Source organism: Nocardioides perillae (genome assembly GCF_013409425.1).
GTDB lineage: Bacteria > Actinomycetota > Actinomycetes > Propionibacteriales > Nocardioidaceae > Nocardioides > Nocardioides perillae.
Window position 1 is genome coordinate 234,488 of sequence record NZ_JACCAC010000001.1, and the last position, 17,164, is coordinate 251,651.

Genomic DNA, 17,164 nt, shown 5'->3' on the forward strand with positions numbered 1-17,164 from the left:
TGGCGGCTTTTCTGGAACAGTTCAAGTCTGGCCTCCGGCCGGTACGCCGGGCCGTCCGGTCGCGGGTACCTTGCTGGCCATGGCCGAGCACTCCCCCGACCTCGCCGCCGACCCGGCAGCCCACCCCGCAGCCGACGCCGACCCCGCCGCCGCGGCGCCGGCCAAGCGCTCGACGCGGCAGCGGCGCGCCCTGGTGGCGGCGCTGGAGGGCTCGCAGGAGTTCCGCAGCGCGCAGGACCTCCACCGCGAGCTGCGCGACCAGGGCGACGCGGTCGGGCTGGCGACGGTCTACCGCGGCCTGCAGGCGCTGGTCGAGGCGGGCGAGGTCGACGTGGTGAAGCCCGACGGCACGGAGGCGGCCTACCGCCTCTGCGGCCGGGCGCAGCACCACCACCACCTCGTGTGCCGCCGCTGCAACCGCACCGTCGAGGTCTCCGGCCCGGCCGTCGAGCAGTGGGCCGACGAGGTCGCGCGGCAGCACGGCTACGTCGCGGTCGACCACACCCTCGAGCTCTTCGGCACCTGCCCGGTCTGCGCGCGCGAGCTGGCCGAGCGGGCCGACCAGGACCCCGCACCCGCCGGCCGGACCCCCGGCCGCACGGACTAGCCGGTCGGCTCCAGCCGCACGTGGTGGTCGGTGAGCGCGTCGGCCAGCGCCGCGTCGTGCGTCACCAGGAGCAGGGCGCACCCGGTCTCGAGCAGCTCGGTGGCGAGGACCTCGGCCGTCGTCTCCTGGGTCACGTGGTCCAGGCGCGACGTCGCCTCGTCGGCGCAGACCAGCGTCGGTCGCGCCAGCATCGCCCGCACGACCGCGACGCGCTGCAGCTCACCGCCGGAGACCTGGTCGGGCCGGCGCGCGAGGAGGTCGGGTGAGAGGCCGACCTGCTCGAGCAGGCCCGGGAGCCGTGCGGGGTCGACGCCGTGGCGACGGACCACGTCGCGCAGGCCTCGCGCGAGCGGGACGCGGCGGGGGAACGACAGCGACGGGTCCTGGTAGAGCTTCTGCAGCCGGCCGCCGCGCGCGGCCGGCGCGTGCTCGACAACGCCACGGTCGACGCGGGTCAGGCCCAGCAAGGCGTTGCCGAGCGTGGTCTTGCCGACACCGCTCGGTCCGGTGACCGACCACCGCTCGCCCTCCCGCACCTGCAGGTCGAGGTCCACGAAGAGCGGGGACGCGGCGTACGCCTTGGTGAGGCCGCGCGCCGTGACGAGCAGGCCGCCGTCGACGCGTGACGCCGCACCCCCGGCGGTCGTCCACGGGTGGCGCCACCGGCCGGGCTCGGCCGCGACGAGACGTCGGGTGTAGGCGTGCGCCGGCTCGTCGAGCACCCGGTCGACCGGGCCCGCCTCCACCACACCGGCCTCGCGCACCACCAGCACGTCGCCGCCCAGACGGCGGGCCAGGCGGAGGTCGTGGGTGATGGTGAGCAGCAGCCCGCCGCCCGCGAGGTGGGCGGTGAGCAGGTCGGCGAGCCGGTCCAGGGAGGCGGGGTCGAGACCCTTCGACGGCTCGTCCACGACGAGCACGCGCGCACCGCCGACGGTAGCCGCGGCGTAGGCCACGCGCTGGGCCATGCCGCCGGACAGCGTGTGCGGGTAGGCCCCACCCACGCCGGGCAGCCCCACCTGGTCCAGGCGCTCGTCGGCGGCGCGGAGCGGGCCGGGGTCGCGGGGGCGCCACCCGCGCGCCCCCTCGGCCACCTGGGCGCGCACCCGCATCGTGGGGTCGAGGGCCAGGGCGGGCTCCTGCGGCAGCAGGGCGACCTCACGCCCCCACAGCCGGCGACGGCCGCGGCGGTCGGCGAGGTCGAAGCTCGCCTCGCCGAGGCTCATGCTGCCCTCCGCCACGAGCTCGGCGGGCAGCGTGCCGACCAGCGCGTGGGCCAGCACGGACTTGCCGGAGCCGCTCTCGCCGACGACGGTCAGGGCTCGCCCGGGCTCGAGCCGGAGGTCCTCGACGTCGACGAGCACGGTCGCGCCGTGGCGCACCAGGGCGCGGTGCACGACCAGGTCGCCGGTGCTCGTCGCGGGTCGGGCGGCGGAGGGGGACACGGTGCTCATGCGGGGTCCTCGTCGCTGCGCAGGCCCAGGAAGCACAGGGTGAGCAGGAAGAGCACTGCCACCGGCGCCACCGGCATCCAGGGTGCGACGTCGTAGAAGGGGAAGGACTCGGTGACCATGAGGCCGAGCTCGGCGCGCGGTGGCTGCAGGCCGACCTTGACGAAGCCCAGGGTCGACATGGCGAGCACCGAGGTGACCATGCCGAGCGAGGCCAGCGTCGTGAGCAGCGGGCGCAGGTCGGGCCACAGGTGGCGGCGCACCACGTGCACCGGGCCCAGGCGCAGCAGCCCGGCCGCCTCGACCGCGGGTGAGCCGAGCACCAGCCCGGCGCGGGCCCGCACGACGCGGAAGTACTCCACCCACTGCGCCAGCGCGAGCCCGAGGTAGAGCGCCCACAGGCTGCCGCCCGTGGCCAGCGCGGAGACCAGGAGCACGACGAGCAGGGCGGGCAGCGCGACGAAGGCCTCCGAGACCGAGCGCAGCGCGGTGTCGACCCAGCCGCCGCGCCACGCCGCGAGCACGCCGGCGACCGTGCCGAGCAGCAGCGCGGTGGCGACGCAGCCGGCGGCGAGGAGCAGCGAGAGCCGGGTGGCGTGCGCGAGCCGGGAGACGACGCTGCGGCCGTAGTCGTCGCGGCCGAGCGGCTCGGCGAGCGACGGCGGCTCCAGGAAGCGGCCGAGGTCCTGGGCCGCCGGGTCGGGCAGCACGAGCGGCCCGAGCAGGGCGAAGCCGGCGAGGGCGAGCAGGCCGCCGGCGGCGACCCCGCGCACGACGCGGCCGTGCCGACGGGTGGTGCGGACCGGCCGGGCGCGGCCGGCCGGGGGGACGGGCGACGGCGCGACCGCCGCCTCGAGGACGGGGCTGGTCACGTGAGGACCTCCGAGCGACGGGGACGGGGGTCGAGCCACAGGACGGCGAGGTCGACCAGGGTGTTGACGGCGACGACGAGCAGCGCGAGCACGAGCGCGGTCGCCTGGAGCACGGGCACGTCGCGCCAGAAGACGGCGTGCACGAGCGCGTGGCCGAGGCCCTGCCAGGAGAAGAGGCTCTCGACGACGACCACGCCCTCGACCAGGACCACCGCCTGCACACCGAGGTAGGGCACGAGGACGACGGCGGCGTTGCGCACGACGTGGCGCAGCAGCACCCACCGCTCGGGCAGGCCCTTCGTGCGGGCGAACTGCACGTGCTCGGAGCGCTGCACCTCCACGACCGCGTCGCGGGTCACCCGCGCCACGAGACCGGAGAGGCCGAGGCCCAGGGTCAGCGCCGGGAGGACGATGCTGCGGGCGTCGCCGTGGCCCACCGCCGGGAGCAGGCCCAGCTGCGCGGAGAGCACGAGCACCAGCAGCAGCCCGAGCAGGAAGGGCGGCACGGCGCGCACGCTCGCGACGTACGTCGTGGTCACGCGGTCGACGAGCCCCCCGGGCCGCCGCGCCGCGAGCACGCCTGCGGCGGCGCCCAGGACGACGGCGAGGACGAGCGCGACGGCCGCGAGCTGCAGCGTGCCGAGGAGGTAGTAGCCCACCTCCTCGAGCACCGGCCGTGAGGTCACCAGCGAGCGGCCGAGGTCGAGCTGCACGAGGTCGAGGAGCCAGGAGCCGAGCTGCTGCCACGCGGGCCGGTCGAGCCCGAGCTCGGTGCTGACGGCCTCGGCGGCCTCGGCGTCGACGAGGTCGTAGCCGTAGCGACCGGCCGCGATGCGGTACGCCGCGTCGCCGGGCAGGCGGCGCACGACCAGGAAGCAGAGCACCGAGACGAGCACCGCGACGCCGGCCGCCTGCAGGGCCCGGCGCGCGAGGACCGCGCGGACGGCGGCGCCGCTCACGCCCCCCACCGCAGGTCGGTGAGGCGCCAGGTGGTCTCGAGCGGGTCCATGGTGAAGCCCTCGACGCGGTCGTTGACGGCGGCGTTCATGCGGTACCACGCGACGGGGATGAGCGGGAGCTCCTGCTGCGCGGTGCGGGCGACCGTCTCCCGGGCCTGCTGGGCCGCCGCGCCGGTGGCCCCGGCGAGCAGGTCGTCGACGGCGGCGGTGACGGCCGGGTCGCTCCACCCCATGACGCCCCAGTCGGAGCCGGCGGGGTCGAAGACGGTCGCCACGTCGACGAGGGGGTCGGACACGAGCGCGAAGTGCTTCGCGATCAGCGCCATCTCGAGGCTGCCGTCGGCCTGGCCGGCCGGCACCTCGCTGGAGTTGGTCACCTCGACCTCGAGGTCGACGCCGACCTCGGCGAGGGCGGCCTGGATCGCCGTGGCGAGCGCGGGCAGCTCGGCGCGGTCGGGGTAGGTGAGGAGGGTGAGCGAGAGCGGCTCGCCGTCGCGCACGCGGGTGCCGTCGGGCCCCGTGACCCACCCGGCCTCGTCGAGCAGCGCGGCCGCGGCCTGCTGGTCGTGCACCAGGGGCTCGACGTCGGCCTGCCACGCCTCGAGCGAGGGCGGCAGCAGCTGGGTGGCGGCGAGGTCGCCCTCGCGCAGCACGGCCTCGGCCATCGCCTCGCGGTCGAGCGCCAGGCTCAGCGCGCGACGCACGCGCACGTCGCCGAGGACGGGGTGCTCGGCGTCGACCTTGAGCCGGATGGTGCGCGGCTGCAGGCTCGAGGCCAGGTCGGCCACGTCGGAGGACTCGACGCGCTGCTGGCCCGCGGGCTCGAGGCCGAAGACCACGTCGGCCTGGCCGCTGCTGGCCAGCAGCGCGCGCTGCTCGGCCCGACCGACCGCCTGGAAGGTCACGCGCTCCACCTCCGGGGCCTCGCCGCGGTAGCCGGCGAAGCGCTCGGTCTCCACCGAAGCCGGCAGCTCCACGTCGGCGACCCGGTAGGGCCCGGTGCCGATCACCTCGGCGACCTGGCCGGACTCGTCGTAGGACGCCGGCGCCAGCACCGCGGCGCTGTAGTGCGTGAGCAGCGCCGGGAGGACCGGGTGGGGCTCGTCGAGCTCGACCACCACGGTGGAACCCTCCGCTCGCAGCGCACGGATCGGGGCACCCGAGAGGGGGCTCGCCTCGACGGCCGCGACCCGCTCGAGCGCGCCGACCGCCGCCTCCGCGTCGAGCGGTGTGCCGTCGTGGAAGGTGGCGCCCTCGACCAGCTCGAAGCGCCACGTGCGCCCGTCCTCCGATGTCGACCAGGAGGTGGCGAGGCCCGGGACGAGCTCGCCCTGGAGGTCGGCGGTGACGAGCGTCTCGGACACCTGGAGTCGCGTGAAGACCTCGCCGTCGGCGGTCGGGTCGAGGCTGTGGACCTCGAAGGGTCCGGCGATGCGGAGGGTGTCGGCCGGGGCGGAGGAGCCCGCGCCGGAGCCGCCGCAGGCGGCGAGGGTCAGCAGCGCCGCGGCGGCGGACGCGGCGAGGAGGGGTCGGGACGAGCGCAGCACGAGGTGGGCCTTTCGACGAGGTCGGACGGCCGCACGCTACTGACAACGATTCTCATTGTCGAGTCAGATGGACCTCGTCTCCCCCGCCCGGTCGACGTAGGCGCCGCGCACGTCGCCCGCGAGCGCGAGCCCGACGCGCTGGCGCAGGTCGTGCACCGGCGCCGCGTCGTGGTCGGCGACAGCACCGTCGAGGGCGGCGACCACGGCGTCGGCGTGCGCCTCGACGACCGCCCGCTGGTGGTCGTCGCGCGCGGCCGCCGCGGCGTCGCGCAGCAGCCGCAGCAGCGCCGCCAGCACGGTCGGCTCCCGGGAGCCGTAGCGGCGGACCTGGCCGCACGCCAGGTCGAGGAAGTAGGTGAGGTCGCGGTCGGGCATCAGCACCCGCGGCTCGCCGGCGTCGTCGGCGTGCACGACCGGGCCGAGCCGGCGCCCGAGCAGGTGCACCACGAGCTCGGCCATGTGGCCGATCGCGTGCGCGGCGGTGACGGGGTCGTTGATGCCCGGGGAGAGCGCCTTGACGGCGATGTCCTCGAGCTGGCGGAAGCCGAAGGCGACGTCCTGCTCCAAGGTGCGCTCGTAGCCGAGCGACACGGCGGCGCGCACGGCGTCGCCGACGTCGTGGGCGTCTTCGTCCTGCGGCGGCGCGCTGCCGTCGGCCGTCCGCCACACCTGTGCGACGGGCGCGCCGGTGACCACGTGGTCGCCCGGGCGCACGAGCAGCTCGGTGCAGGCTCGCCGCTCGCGCATCGCGCCGACGAGGCGGGCCACGTCCACGGCGCTCACGAAGCCGCCGCCCGCGGCCCGCACCAGGGCGCCCTGCCCCTCGGGTCGCGCGGCCTCGACGGGCGGGGCGTCGCGGGGTGCGTCGTACGCCGGGTAGGAGGCGGCCATCGCCCGGCGGGTCTCGCCGTTGACCGAGAGCATCATCGTGTCGATGCGCAGGATCGTGACGATGTGGGCGATCAGCCCGATGAGGGCGCTGAGGGAGACCAGGGCGAGGACGCCGGCCACGAAGGCGGCCGCGGCCGGGGCCTCGTCGACCGCGCGGAGCTCGCGGAGCACGGTGATGCTGTAGGCGAAGGTGCCCAGCAGCACCGCGAGCACCAGCTTGGTGACGCGGTCGCGGGTGAACTCGCGCAGCAGCCGGGGCGAGAACTGCTGCGAGGCCAGCTGCAGCGCCACCACGGTGATCGAGAAGGTGAGCGTCGTCGCGGTGATGGTGGTCGTGGCCAGCACCTGCAGCAGGGCGGAGAGCGACTCGACGTCACCGGGCCACAGGATGGTCCGCGGCCAGCCGAAGGGCACCGGCACCTCGACCAGCGACCGGGCGGCGGCCACACCGAGCAGCACGGCCACCGCCGGCCAGGTCCACAGGCCTCCTGTCGACCACCGGCCGCGCTCGCGGCCGCGGCGCACGTCACCTGGCATCGGGTGGGTCTCCTCGCTGTCGTGGACGTCGTGCTGGCGGTGGCCGAGCCGACGGGCCGGGGCGCGCGTCGGGGCGGGGATCAGGCGGCGTCGGTCGGGAGGCGCAACGTCGCGACGAAGACGCGGTGCTCGTCGTCGAGGCGGCGCGGGACCACCCGCAGCTCGACGTGCACCTCGGTGCCGTCGGCGCGCACGACGGGCACGGTGAGGGGCACGTCGAGCAGCTGGTCACGGCCGTTGGTCGCGTGGAGCGTCGTGCCGGCGATGTGGGCCTGGTGGTAGCGCTCGGGCACGACCACGATGACGCGTCGGCCCACCAGCTCGTCGGGCGAGCGGTAGCCCAGGAAGGTCGCCGCGGTCGCGCTCACCGCGACGATCACGCTCGCCTCGTCGGTGGCGATGAGCGCCTCGTCGGTCTCGACGAGCCGGCGGTAGGCGTCGCGCCGCAGGCCGTCGGCGGCCGACGCGGCGTCGGCCTCGACCCCGGCCTCGACCCCGGCCTCGACCCCGGCCTCGACCCCGGCCTCGACCCCGGCCTCGACCCCGGCCTCGACCCCGGCCTCGACCCGGGGTGCCCACGGCAGCGGCTCGCCGCCGGTCCCGGCCTGCCGGGCCACCTCGGCGCACAGCCAGGCCCGCATCTCGGCGATCTCGGGCTGGGTGGGCGGGCCGAGGAAGAGCCCGGCCTGGGCTGCCGCACCGGCCGCGCGCAGGACCGCGTCGAGCGTCGCGAAGTGCGGGACGGACGCCGCCGGCACGACGACCTCCACCTCCGGGAGGCTCACGCCCGGCTCGAGCGCGTCGGCGAGCAGCTCGTCGGGGTCGTTCGGCAGGTCCGGCACGGGGAGCTGGTCGCGGAGGACCGTCAGCGCCTCGCCCGCGTCGACGTGGTGGTCGAGCGCACCGGGGTCGGTGTCGAGGGTGTGGAGCAGGTGCTCGCGCAGCAACGCCTGCGCGTGCTCCTGCCAGGCCCAGTGCATGAGCAGCGGCACGTTGCGCAGCCGCACGACGACCTCGCCGGGGCGGGCAGGGTCGTGGGGGCCGCCCGGGTCGTCACCGGGCACCTGGGTCGCGGCGTCCACCCAGCCGTCGCGCACCGCGCCGGGCACCTCCACCGGCTTGCCGAGCTCGAACCACACGACCTTCCCGCCCGCGACGGCGGTGGACCCCCAGCGGTCGACGCTGCTGTCGAGGAGCAGGAGGCCGCGGCCGGTGCCGGCGTCACGGCGTACTGCCGGGGGGCGGGCAGGTGCGGGCTCGCGTCGCCCACCTCGACCCGCACACCGTCGGCGTCGGCCCAGGCGGCGAGGGTGAGGCCGGCGCCCGCGTGCACGACGGCGTTGGTGACGACCTCGGAGACGGCGAGCGCGGTGGCGTCGAGCCACTCGTCGGCGCCGGCGGAGCTGACGAGGGAGCACACGGCTCGGCGCGCGAGCGAGACGCTGCGCGCCTCGGGCGCCAGCTCGTGGCGGGCGAGCTCCACCGCACCTCCCGACCCGCGTCGCTCGGGGGTGCGCCGACGGGCGCCCCATCGTAGGACCGGACCGCGTCCGCCGTCAGCAGGGACGCGCGACCCCCGGCGACCGGGTCGACCGGCCCCGCAGGAGGTCAGTAGGTGTAGAAGCCGCGTCCGGTCTTGCGGCCGAGCAGGCCCGCGTCCACCATGCGCGCGAGCAGCGGCGGCGCGGCGTAGAGCGGCTCCTTGAACTCCTCGTAGAGCGAGACCGCCACGGCCTGCACGGTGTCGAGGCCGATGAGGTCGGCGAGCGCGAGCGGGCCCTGCGGGTGGGCGGCACCCAGCACCAGGCCGCGGTCGATGTCGTCGGCCGTGGCGAAGCCCGACTCCATCATCCGGATCGCCGAGAGCACGAAGGGGATGAGCAGCGCGTTGACCACGAAGCCCGCGCGGTCCTGGCAGTCGATCGCCTGCTTGCCCAACGAGCCCTCGACCCACGTGCGCGCCCGCTCGGTCGTCTCGGGGCCGGTGAGCAGCGACGGCACCAGCTCGACGAGCTGGAGCACCGGGACGGGGTTGAAGAAGTGGACGCCCATGACCTGCTGCGGGCGGGAGGTGACGACGCCGAGCTTCATGATCGGGATCGAGGAGGTGTTGGAGGCGAGGATCGCGTCGGGGGCGCGGACGACCTCGTCGAGCCGGCGGAAGAGGGCGACCTTCGCGTCCTCGTCCTCGACGATCGCCTCGACCACGACCTCGCGGTCGGCCAGCGCCTCGAGGTCGGTCTCGACCGCGATCCGGGCGAGCACGTCGGCGGCGGAGTCGACCTTGCCCTTCGCCTCGGCACGGCCCAGCGACGCCTCGAGCCGGGCCAGGCCCGCCTTCGCCGCCTCCTCGCTGGACTCCACGACCACCACGTGGCCGCCGCTGCGCGCCGCGACCTCCGCGATGCCCGCGCCCATGAGGCCGCACCCGACGACTCCGACCTTGTCCACTGCCCGGCTCCTCGCCCTCGCGTGCGTCTGCGCCCGTGCGCCTTGGGGGTCGGGCGCGCGGCTCGCCGGGTGGCACCCGGTCCGCTGCGGACGGTACGGCGTACCGGTCGGTAGCGGAAGCCGCGCCGCCCCCGGGGTCGACGCGGCGCCCGGGCGTCGAGGGGTCGCGCGCTGCGCATGCGTCGAGGGGTCACGCGCTGGGCTCGCGTCGAGGGGTCGCGCGCTGGGCTCGCGTCGAGGGGTCGCGCGTTGGGCTGCGGCCGAGGGGTCGCGCGCTGGGCTGGCGTCGAGGGGTCACTCGCTGCGCTCGCGCCGAGGGGTCACGCGCTGCGCTGGTGCCGAGGGGTCACGCGCTGGGCTGCGGCCGAGGGGTCACGCGCTGCGCTCGCGTCGAGGGGTCACGCGCTGGGCTGCGGCCGAGGGGTCACGCGCTGGGCTCGCGTCGAAGGGTCACGCGCTGGGTCACTCGGGTCTCGGGGTGGCCCGCCGAGGCCGTCCCGAGCCGGCTGACAGAGCCTGGACTGCGCCACTTCCCGTCCACCGGCGACCGTCGTGGATCCGTTCTCCACAGCGCAATCCGGGCCCCCGCGGAGTCGGGCGGGACTGTCGGTGGCAGGTGGTTGATTAGGCGGTATGGCAGACCACCGCGACCCCGCCCCGCAGCACCCGCTGCTGGTCGCGCTGGCCTGCCTCGACACCGACCTCGACCACGCCGCGGGTACGCCGACCTGGTCACTGTCGCCGGGTGAGGCCGAGGTCGCGTTGGTGGAGCTCGCCAAGTGTCGTGCCCGCCTCGCCGCGCTGGAGCTCACCACGGTCGCCGCCGCGGACCGTGCGGGTGTCGGTGACGCCACGGGTGCGACCTCTACCGGGGCGCACTGGGCCAAGCTGACCCATCAGACCCGCGCCAAGTCAGTGACGTTGGTGCGCCACGCTGCTGCGCTGGAGGCACGGCACGGCACCGTGCTCGCGGCGATGAGCACAGGTGGGGTGTTGCCCGAGCAGGCCGAGGTCATCGCCCGCGCGGTCGACGCGCTGCCGGTGGATCGGGTCGGGGTCGCAGTGGTCGACGCTGCCCGCGCCCACCTCCTCGAGCTGGCCGCCTTGTTCGACGCGGTCGAGCTGAAACGACTCGGTGACCGGATCCTCGACGTCGTCGCCCCCGAGATCGCCGACGACGTTGAACGCGACCGCCTCGAACGCGAAGAAGCAGCAGCCGCCGCGGCAGCCTCGTTCACGATGACCCGCGACGGCCAGGGCAAGGCGCGTGGGCGGTTCACCATCCCCGCCGCGGAAGCCGACATGCTCGCGGCCGCTCTCGATGCGTTGACCGCGCCCCGTCACCACCACGCCGCCCACGGCACCGACCCGGTGCCGGTCGATCAGCATGGCGACCGGGTCCCGCGGCCGCTGCGGCGCGGGCAGGCGTTCTGCGAGTACGTCCGCACCCGCCACCGCTCCGCCGCCGGGGCAACCGCCACCACGACAACCCAGGCGGGTGGGGTCGACGCGACCGTCACCGTCACCCTCGACCTGGCGCAGCTCACCGGCCACGGCCCCGGGGCCGACGCACCGGCCACCCTGTCGACCGGGACCCGGATCACCGCCGCGAAAGCCCGCCTGTGGGCGTGCGGCGCTGCGATCGTGCCGGTCGTGCTCGGTGGGGCATCGCAGCCCCTCGACGTCGGACGCACCCGGCGCTACTTCACCAAGACCCAACGCCTCACCCTCGCACGCCTCCAAGGCGGCTGCACCGCCGACGGCTGCGACTGGCCGCCCTCGATGTGCCACGCCCACCACCGCACCCCCTGGCATGCCGGCGGCAAGACAGACCTGGCCGAGGGCTACCTGCTCTGCCCCAGACACCACGCCCGCGCCCACGACCCCGCCTACGAGACCACCTACCACCGCCACCGGATCACCTTCGCCCGCACCCGACCCATGCGGACCTGAGCCAACCGACGCAACCAGACCCACCCACACCGCCCGGCACGGCGTACACACCTGCCCGACCAACCCCCGCCGCCGACCCCGCCGCCGACCCCCGTCGCCGACCCCTGCGGCCGGCAGCCGCGGCGGCCTCGAGACCAGGCCCGACGGTCTCCGTCGACCACCGGGGACCGCAGGCCAGCGGGCGACCCCTCGACGCGTGCCCAGCGCGCGACCCCTCGACGCATGCCCAACGCGCGACCCCTCGACGCCAGCCCAGCGCGCGACCCCTCGACGCGTGCCCAGCGCGCGACCCCTCGACGCGTGCCCAGCCCGCGACCCCTCGGCGCGTGCCCAGCGCGCGACCCCTCGACACGAGCCCAGCGCGCGACCCCTCGGCGGTCTCGAGGCCGACCCGCGGCCCTCCTCGACACCCAGAGCCGGGGCCAGCGGGGCGCCTCTCTGGGGCTCGCTGCTAGGCCAACAGGACGGCCGAGGTCGGAGTCCGGCGACGCGTGCCTGGCAGGCTGGGCGGGTGAGCCTGCCCCCGCCGCCCGCGCCGTCCTACCGGTGGGCCGTCGTGGCCGACCCGGACCGTCTCGTCGTGCAGTTCACCCCGGTCGCGTCACGCGCCGGGGAGGGCTTCGACGCCGTGCGTCGGCTCTTCGCGGTGCGCGGCTTCCGACCGGTGAGTCCCGAGGTGGTGCTGCGACCGCCCGCGGCTCAGGGGTGCGTGCTCCAACCGCTGGGCGAGGACCGTGCGGAGCTGGTGGTCGAGATCGGTCCGCGCGTCGGAGCCAGTCGCGTGCCGGTGCCGCATGGCGACCCGGCGTGGTCGCGTCGCGTCGGCGAGGCGCAGCAGGTCCTGGTGCTGCTCGCCGAGGCCGCGCTCGACGCCGACGGCGAGCTCGACGAGGAGCGCCTCGCCGCCGACACCGCGGCGGGCGGCGTCACCTGCGCGCTCGTGCCCGTCGGCGGGCTGCGCGACGACGGCTGACGACCGCGTCCCGTCCCCCGCCACCCCGGTCACCGCCACGCCGCCACGCCGCCACCCCGGACCCCCGCCACCCCGGTCACGCCCCGCTCCGGCGGCGCCCGTCAGTCGGTCCAGGTCGGACGGCGCTTCTCCAGGAACGCGGTGACGTTCTCGACCGCGCTCGGCGCCTGGCTCGCGGCTGCCATGGCCTCGACCGCCAGGGCGTACGCCTCTCGCTCGGGCCGGTCGAGTTGGGCGTAGAGCGTGCTCTTGCCCCAGGCCTTGCTGGCCCGCGACCCCCGCGTGGCTCGGCCCAGCAGCTCGGCGACCGCGGCGTCGAGCTCGGTGTCGGGCACGACCCGGTTGACCAAGCCCCACTCCAGCGCGGTCGCCGCGTCGACGACGTCGCCCGTGAGCGCGAGCTCCATCGCCCGCTTGCGCCCGACGTTGCGCGCGATCGCCACCATCGGGGTGTGGCAGAACCACCCGCCCTTGCCGCCCGGCGCGGCGAACCCGGCGGACTCGGCCGCCACCGCCAGGTCGCACGTCGCGACCAGCTGGCAACCTGCGGCGGTCGCCAGTCCGTGGACCCGCGCGAGCACGACCTGCGGCACCGACTGGATCGTCGCCATGAGCTCGGTGCACACCTCGAGCAGCGCCCGCACCTCGCCGACCGACCGGCCCGCCACGTCGGCGAAGTCGTGGCCGGCGCTGAAGACCGGGCCGTCACCGGCGAGCACGATCCCCGCGGCGTCGGTGCGGGCGACGTCGCGGAAGGCCGCGAGCAGCTGCTCGAGGTGCTCGCGCGAGAGTGCGTTGCGCCGTTCTGGCCGCGCCATCGTGATCGTGGTGACGTCACCCTCCCGCGTCACCCGCGGCGCGCCGGGGGTGGGTGCGGGCGAGGCGTCGGGGGTCGGGCGGCAGTCGTCGACGGCGGTCACGGGTCCTCCTGGCGGTCGGCGGGGCCCTCCGCAGTCTGGCCCGGTCAGCCCCCGGGGGCCAGCACCACGTCGAAGCGGGTGCGCGCCCAGGTGCGCTCGCCGAGGTCGCGACCGTCGGGGGTCGGGGTGCCCGCAGGCTGCTCCTCGAAGTCCTTGACCAGTGAGTCCCTCACCCCGAAGACGCTGTCGCTGGCGAGCAGCTCGTCGCCGCGCACGAAGATGTGCGTGACGAGGGTGCGCAGCCCCGGCGCGGTGACCATGAAGTGCAGGTGCGACGCGCGCATCGGCGAGCGGCCGGTGGCCGCGAGCATGCGGCCGACGGGCCCGTCGTGCGGGATGGGGTACGGCGTGGGGGTGACCGCCCAGAACCGGAACCCGCCGTCGTCGTCGCTGAAGAGGTGGGCCCGCCCGGCCGTGCGGTCGTCGTCGTACTGCACGTCGTAGAAGCCGTCCTCGTCGGCCTCCCACACCTCGATCCGGGCGCCGGCGACCGGCGCCCCGGTGGTGTCGCGGACGGCGCCCTCCACCCAGCAGGGCTGTCCGCTCGCCCCGCCGGCGATGTCGCCGCCGAGCTCGACGTGCGGTGCGTCCTCGACGAAGAACGGCCCGAAGACGGTGGCCTCCGTGGCGTCGCCGTGCGCCTCGTTGTTGACGGTGATGGTCTGCATCGAGACGCCGAGGGTGTCGGACAGCAGGATGAACTCCTGGCGCCGCTCGTCGGTCAGGTGGCCGACCGCGGTGAGGAAGTCGATGCCGGCCGCCCACTCCGCCTCGGTCAGCCGCACCTCGCGCACGAAGGCGTGCAGGTGCCGCACCGCCGACTGCAGCAGTATCCGCAGCCGCTCGTCCTCGGCCCCGTCGAAGGAGGCCACGACCCGGGCGACGAGCTCCTCCTCGCGGGCGCGCTGCTCTGCGGAGACGGGGGCGGCGTAGGCCGCAGCGGCCGCAGTGGCCGGCGTGGTCGTGTCGTCGAGCGTCATCGGGTGGCTCCTGTCGTGGTCGGAGGTGCGGTGTGCACGGCCTCGCGCGGGTCCGTGCCCGCCCAGGCGTCGCGCAGCATTCGCTCGAGGTCGTCGACGGTGACGTCGACGGGGTTGCCGGGCGGCACCACGGCAGCGACCGCCTCGGCCGCGCCGCGCAGGTCGTCCTCGGCGAGGCCGAGGTCGCGCAGGGCCCGCGGGGCGCCGAGCCGCTCCCCCAGCGCGAACAACCCGTCGAGGGCCTCCGCGGCCCCGCCCCGCCCGAGGGCGCGCGCGACGCGGGCGGCCGCACCCGGAGCCGCCGGCAGGTTCAGCCCGGCGACGTGCGGCAGCACGACCGCGTGGGTCTCGGCGTGCGGCAGGTCGTGGCGCCCGCCGAGCACGTGGCACACCTTGTGGTGCAGCCCGGAGCCGGCGGAGGCGAAGGCGACCGCGGCCAGGTGCGCGCCGTAGAGCGCCTGCTCACGCCCGGCGAGGCCCTCGGGGTCCGCGACCACCTCCGGCAGCCCGGTCGCCAGCGCCCGGAGCCCCTCCTCGGCCAGCGCGGCGTCGACCGGGTCGGCGCGCGGACCCCACAGCGAGTCGACGCAGTGCGCCACAGCGTTGAGGCCCGAGGCGACGCTCAGGCCGACGGGCAGCGAGGTCGTCAGGGACGCGTCGTACACGACGGCACGCGGCAGCACGCGCGGGTCGGTGCCCGTGGTCTTGCGCCCCGCCTCGGTCAGGCCCCACACGTCGGTCGCCTCCGACCCGGCGTACGTCGTGGGGACGGCCACCACGGGCAGGCCGGAGGTGAGCGCCACCGCCTTCGCCAGGCCGGTCGTCGACCCGCCGCCCACGGCGAGCACCGCGTCGACCTCGTGATCCGCTGCCGCGGCCCGGGCCCGCTCGGCCACCGCGACCGGCACGTGCATGACGACCTCGTCGTGCACGTGGGCCACCGGCACGCCCGAGGCCACCCGCTCGGCGAGCGCGGCCTCGGCCGGCCCGGCGACGAGCATCACCCGACGGGCGCCGAGCCGCTCGACCTCCTCGGCGGTCGCCACCGCTGCCCGGCCGGTCGCGAAGCGCACCCGTTGCGGGAGCGTCTCGTGCACGAAGTCCCAGGTCATGCGGGGGCGCCGCGGCTCAGCACGTGCGTGAGCGCGTCGCGCAGGGCGCCGACCGGGTCCTCCGGCAGGGTGCGCGAGCGCCACGCCACGTGCTTGTCGGGCCGCACGAGCAGCGCGCCGCTCTCCTCGACCTCGCGCAGCTTGGACCAGTCGTAGTAGAGGTCGGTGACCTCGCGACCCGGCCCGATCACCACGCACCGCAGCGGCAGCCCGGTCTCGGCGGCGAGCGTCTCGACCGCGGCCTCCCACGCCTCCCCGGCGATGCCGGCGATGACCGTCAGGTCGGTGTAGGGCGCGAGGTCCATCATCGCCTGCTTGCGGACCTGGTCACCGACCCACGCGTGGGGCAGGTGGGAGCCCGGCACGGTCGAGGCCTCGTAGTACAGGTCGGGGTCGCGCGTCGGCTCCGGGCGGGGCGTCCCGTCGGAGAGCACCGCGGTCGAGTCGTAGAACTGGCCCAGCTCGACGCCGTGGGCGTTGAACTCGTAGTTCTTCAGCTCCATCGCCTTGACCAGCGCCTCGCGCTTGGCCAGGCCCTCGGGGGTGTTGGCCTTGCGCTCCTCGATCGCCGCGAGCATCTCCTCCTCGGTCTCCGCCTCGAGCACGCCGAGCGCGGCGAAGAGGTCGACGAACTCCCGGCTCGAACGGTTCGCCCGCTTCACGATCCGCTCGGCCACCGGGGCGCGCTCGGCCGAGTAGGTCTCGAGCAGCGCGGGGCCGGCGTGGCCCTGCAGGACGTAGGCGATCTTCCACGCCAGGTTGTAGGCGTCCTGCACCGAGGTGTTCGACCCCAGGCCGTTGCTGGGCGGGTGCCGGTGGATCGCGTCGCCGGCGCAGAAGACCCGGCCGCGCTGCAGGTGCGTCGCGTACATCTCGTTGTTGCCCCACAGCGAGGTGCCGGTGATCTCGACCTCGAGGTCGGGCATGCCGAGCAGGTTGCGCACGATGCGCACCGCCTCGGCCTCGTCGACCACCGGCGGCTCGCCCGCGATGTCGTAGCCCCAGACGATGAGCCACTCGTCCCACGGCCGCACCATCCGCACCAGCCCGGCGCCGACGTTCGAGCCCGGCTGGATGACCCAGTAGAGGACGGACGGGCGGTGGTCGCAGAAGGCGGCGATGTCGGCCTTGAAGGTGATGTTCATCGACCCGGCGATGTCCATCGCGCCCTCGAAGGGCAGGTCGAGGTCGGCGGCGACCTTCGAGCGCGCGCCGTCGGCGCCGATGAGGTACTTCGCGCGGATCGTGTACGTCGCACCCGTGATGCGGTCGCGCACCTGCACGTCGACGCCGTCCGCGTCCTGGGTGTGGGAGAGGTACTCGGTGGAGAACCTCACCTGCGCGCCCCGCTCGGCCGCGTGGCGCACGAGGATCGGCTCGAGGTAGTTCTGCGGGATGTCGACGGTCAGGCACGGCGAGGCCAGCTGGTAGTCGGCCTCGCGCTGCGGGCTCGTGCCCCAGGTGTGGATGCGCCCGATCTCCTCACCCGCGATCGAGGTGCAGAAGACGGTGTCGCCGACGAGGTGGTGCGGGGTGGCGTCGGCGAGCACGTCCTGCTCGATGCCGAGGTCGCGGAAGATCTCCATCGCCCGCTGGTTGGTGATGTGGGCCCGGGGGGTGTTCGCGGTCCAGCGGTACTTCGTGATCACCGTCGTCGCGACGCCCAGCGTCGACAGCGCCAGCGCGGCGGCCGACCCCGCGGGGCCGGACCCCACCACCAGCACGTCGGTCTCGACCACGGCGCTCGTGGGCAGCGCGGTCTCGGTCAGTCCGTCGTCGAACGTCGGCATCGCAGGTCACCTTCCTCGCGCCGGGCGTGCGCCGGGCCGCGTGCTCGCCAGTCTCCGGGGGCCGGGGGCGGGCCCCAAGGTGTGACGACCGTCTCGGCGGGAAGGGCGAAGGGTGGCGGAT

The 17,164-nt window shown here is 75.7% G+C and carries 14 protein-coding genes; 3 read left to right on the forward strand and 11 right to left on the reverse strand.

The window, feature by feature from the left end; all coding sequences use genetic code 11:
- The first annotated feature begins 79 nt into the window (after positions 1–79).
- Positions 80–607, forward strand: coding sequence for a transcriptional repressor (locus tag BJ989_RS01150; protein ID WP_179516655.1), 528 nt, complete (start codon positions 80–82; stop codon positions 605–607).
- Here BJ989_RS01150 and BJ989_RS01155 read toward each other — a convergent pair.
- From BJ989_RS01155 to BJ989_RS01185, 7 genes are all read right to left on the reverse strand, one after another.
- On the reverse strand, positions 604–2,061 hold the full coding sequence (locus BJ989_RS01155) for an ABC transporter ATP-binding protein (protein ID WP_179516656.1): 1,458 nt from the start codon (positions 2,059–2,061) through the stop codon (positions 604–606). The two genes, BJ989_RS01150 and BJ989_RS01155, sit on opposite strands and share 4 nt — an antisense overlap.
- Positions 2,058–2,930: an ABC transporter permease subunit gene (locus BJ989_RS18505; RefSeq protein WP_218848657.1), complete on the reverse strand. Its 873-nt coding sequence runs from the start codon at positions 2,928–2,930 to the stop codon at positions 2,058–2,060. Before BJ989_RS18505 ends, BJ989_RS01155 begins: the two co-directional genes overlap by 4 nt.
- The gene (locus BJ989_RS01165) at positions 2,927–3,889 is read right to left on the reverse strand and encodes an ABC transporter permease subunit (protein WP_218848658.1); all 963 of its coding nucleotides are present in this window, start codon (positions 3,887–3,889) and stop codon (positions 2,927–2,929) included. The genes BJ989_RS18505 and BJ989_RS01165 overlap by 4 nt, the downstream gene beginning before the upstream one ends.
- The gene (locus BJ989_RS01170) at positions 3,886–5,436 is read right to left on the reverse strand and encodes an ABC transporter substrate-binding protein (protein WP_179516658.1); all 1,551 of its coding nucleotides are present in this window, start codon (positions 5,434–5,436) and stop codon (positions 3,886–3,888) included. Before BJ989_RS01170 ends, BJ989_RS01165 begins: the two co-directional genes overlap by 4 nt.
- A 63-nt stretch (positions 5,437–5,499) precedes the next feature.
- The gene (locus BJ989_RS01175; protein ID WP_179516659.1) at positions 5,500–6,864 is read right to left on the reverse strand and encodes a DUF2254 domain-containing protein; all 1,365 of its coding nucleotides are present in this window, start codon (positions 6,862–6,864) and stop codon (positions 5,500–5,502) included.
- A gap of 80 nt (positions 6,865–6,944) precedes the next feature.
- The gene (locus tag BJ989_RS18510; RefSeq protein ID WP_179516660.1) at positions 6,945–8,003 is read right to left on the reverse strand and encodes a PAS domain S-box protein; all 1,059 of its coding nucleotides are present in this window, start codon (positions 8,001–8,003) and stop codon (positions 6,945–6,947) included.
- A gap of 469 nt (positions 8,004–8,472) precedes the next feature.
- Positions 8,473–9,315 carry a 3-hydroxybutyryl-CoA dehydrogenase gene (locus BJ989_RS01185; protein ID WP_179516661.1) on the reverse strand — a complete coding sequence of 281 codons (843 nt, stop codon included), beginning with the start codon at positions 9,313–9,315 and terminating at the stop codon, positions 8,473–8,475.
- Positions 9,316–9,948: 633 nt separating this feature from the next.
- Between BJ989_RS01185 and BJ989_RS01190 the strand changes: the two genes are divergently transcribed.
- Both BJ989_RS01190 and BJ989_RS01195 read left to right on the forward strand, forming a co-directional pair.
- Positions 9,949–11,268, forward strand: a complete 1,320-nt coding sequence (locus tag BJ989_RS01190) for an HNH endonuclease signature motif containing protein (protein ID WP_179516662.1) — start codon at positions 9,949–9,951, stop codon at positions 11,266–11,268.
- Positions 11,269–11,779: 511 nt separating this feature from the next.
- Positions 11,780–12,241: a hypothetical protein gene (locus BJ989_RS01195; protein ID WP_179516663.1), complete on the forward strand. Its 462-nt coding sequence runs from the start codon at positions 11,780–11,782 to the stop codon at positions 12,239–12,241.
- Between the two features lie 101 nt (positions 12,242–12,342).
- Here the strand turns inward: BJ989_RS01195 and BJ989_RS01200 are convergent, their stop codons facing one another.
- From BJ989_RS01200 to BJ989_RS01215, 4 genes are read right to left on the reverse strand one after another with little or no spacing between them, the layout of a single operon-like run.
- The gene (locus BJ989_RS01200; protein WP_218848660.1) at positions 12,343–13,161 is read right to left on the reverse strand and encodes an enoyl-CoA hydratase-related protein; all 819 of its coding nucleotides are present in this window, start codon (positions 13,159–13,161) and stop codon (positions 12,343–12,345) included.
- 44 nt (positions 13,162–13,205) lie between these two features.
- A complete protein-coding gene (locus tag BJ989_RS01205; protein ID WP_179516664.1) occupies positions 13,206–14,141 on the reverse strand; it encodes a dioxygenase family protein in 936 nt (311 codons plus the stop codon).
- On the reverse strand, positions 14,138–15,253 hold the full coding sequence (locus tag BJ989_RS01210) for a maleylacetate reductase (protein ID WP_179516665.1): 1,116 nt from the start codon (positions 15,251–15,253) through the stop codon (positions 14,138–14,140). The genes BJ989_RS01205 and BJ989_RS01210 overlap by 4 nt, the downstream gene beginning before the upstream one ends.
- Positions 15,250–17,043 carry an FAD-dependent oxidoreductase gene (locus BJ989_RS01215; RefSeq protein WP_179516666.1) on the reverse strand — a complete coding sequence of 598 codons (1,794 nt, stop codon included), beginning with the start codon at positions 17,041–17,043 and terminating at the stop codon, positions 15,250–15,252. The genes BJ989_RS01210 and BJ989_RS01215 overlap by 4 nt, the downstream gene beginning before the upstream one ends.
- Positions 17,044–17,164: the final 121 nt, after the last annotated feature.

What these genes read in the sequence shown, in the direction of transcription:
- BJ989_RS01150 (WP_179516655.1), top strand. Translation starts at nt 80, where the DNA reads ATGGCCGAGCACTCCCCCGACCTCGCCGCCGACCCGGCAGCCCACCCC.
- BJ989_RS01155 (WP_179516656.1), bottom strand. Translation starts at nt 2,061, where the DNA reads ATGAGCACCGTGTCCCCCTCCGCCGCCCGACCCGCGACGAGCACCGGC.
- BJ989_RS01175 (WP_179516659.1), bottom strand. Translation starts at nt 6,864, where the DNA reads ATGCCAGGTGACGTGCGCCGCGGCCGCGAGCGCGGCCGGTGGTCGACA.
- BJ989_RS01190 (WP_179516662.1), top strand. Translation starts at nt 9,949, where the DNA reads ATGGCAGACCACCGCGACCCCGCCCCGCAGCACCCGCTGCTGGTCGCG.
- BJ989_RS01205 (WP_179516664.1), bottom strand. Translation starts at nt 14,141, where the DNA reads ATGACGCTCGACGACACGACCACGCCGGCCACTGCGGCCGCTGCGGCC.
- BJ989_RS01210 (WP_179516665.1), bottom strand. Translation starts at nt 15,253, where the DNA reads ATGACCTGGGACTTCGTGCACGAGACGCTCCCGCAACGGGTGCGCTTC.
- BJ989_RS01215 (WP_179516666.1), bottom strand. Translation starts at nt 17,043, where the DNA reads ATGCCGACGTTCGACGACGGACTGACCGAGACCGCGCTGCCCACGAGC.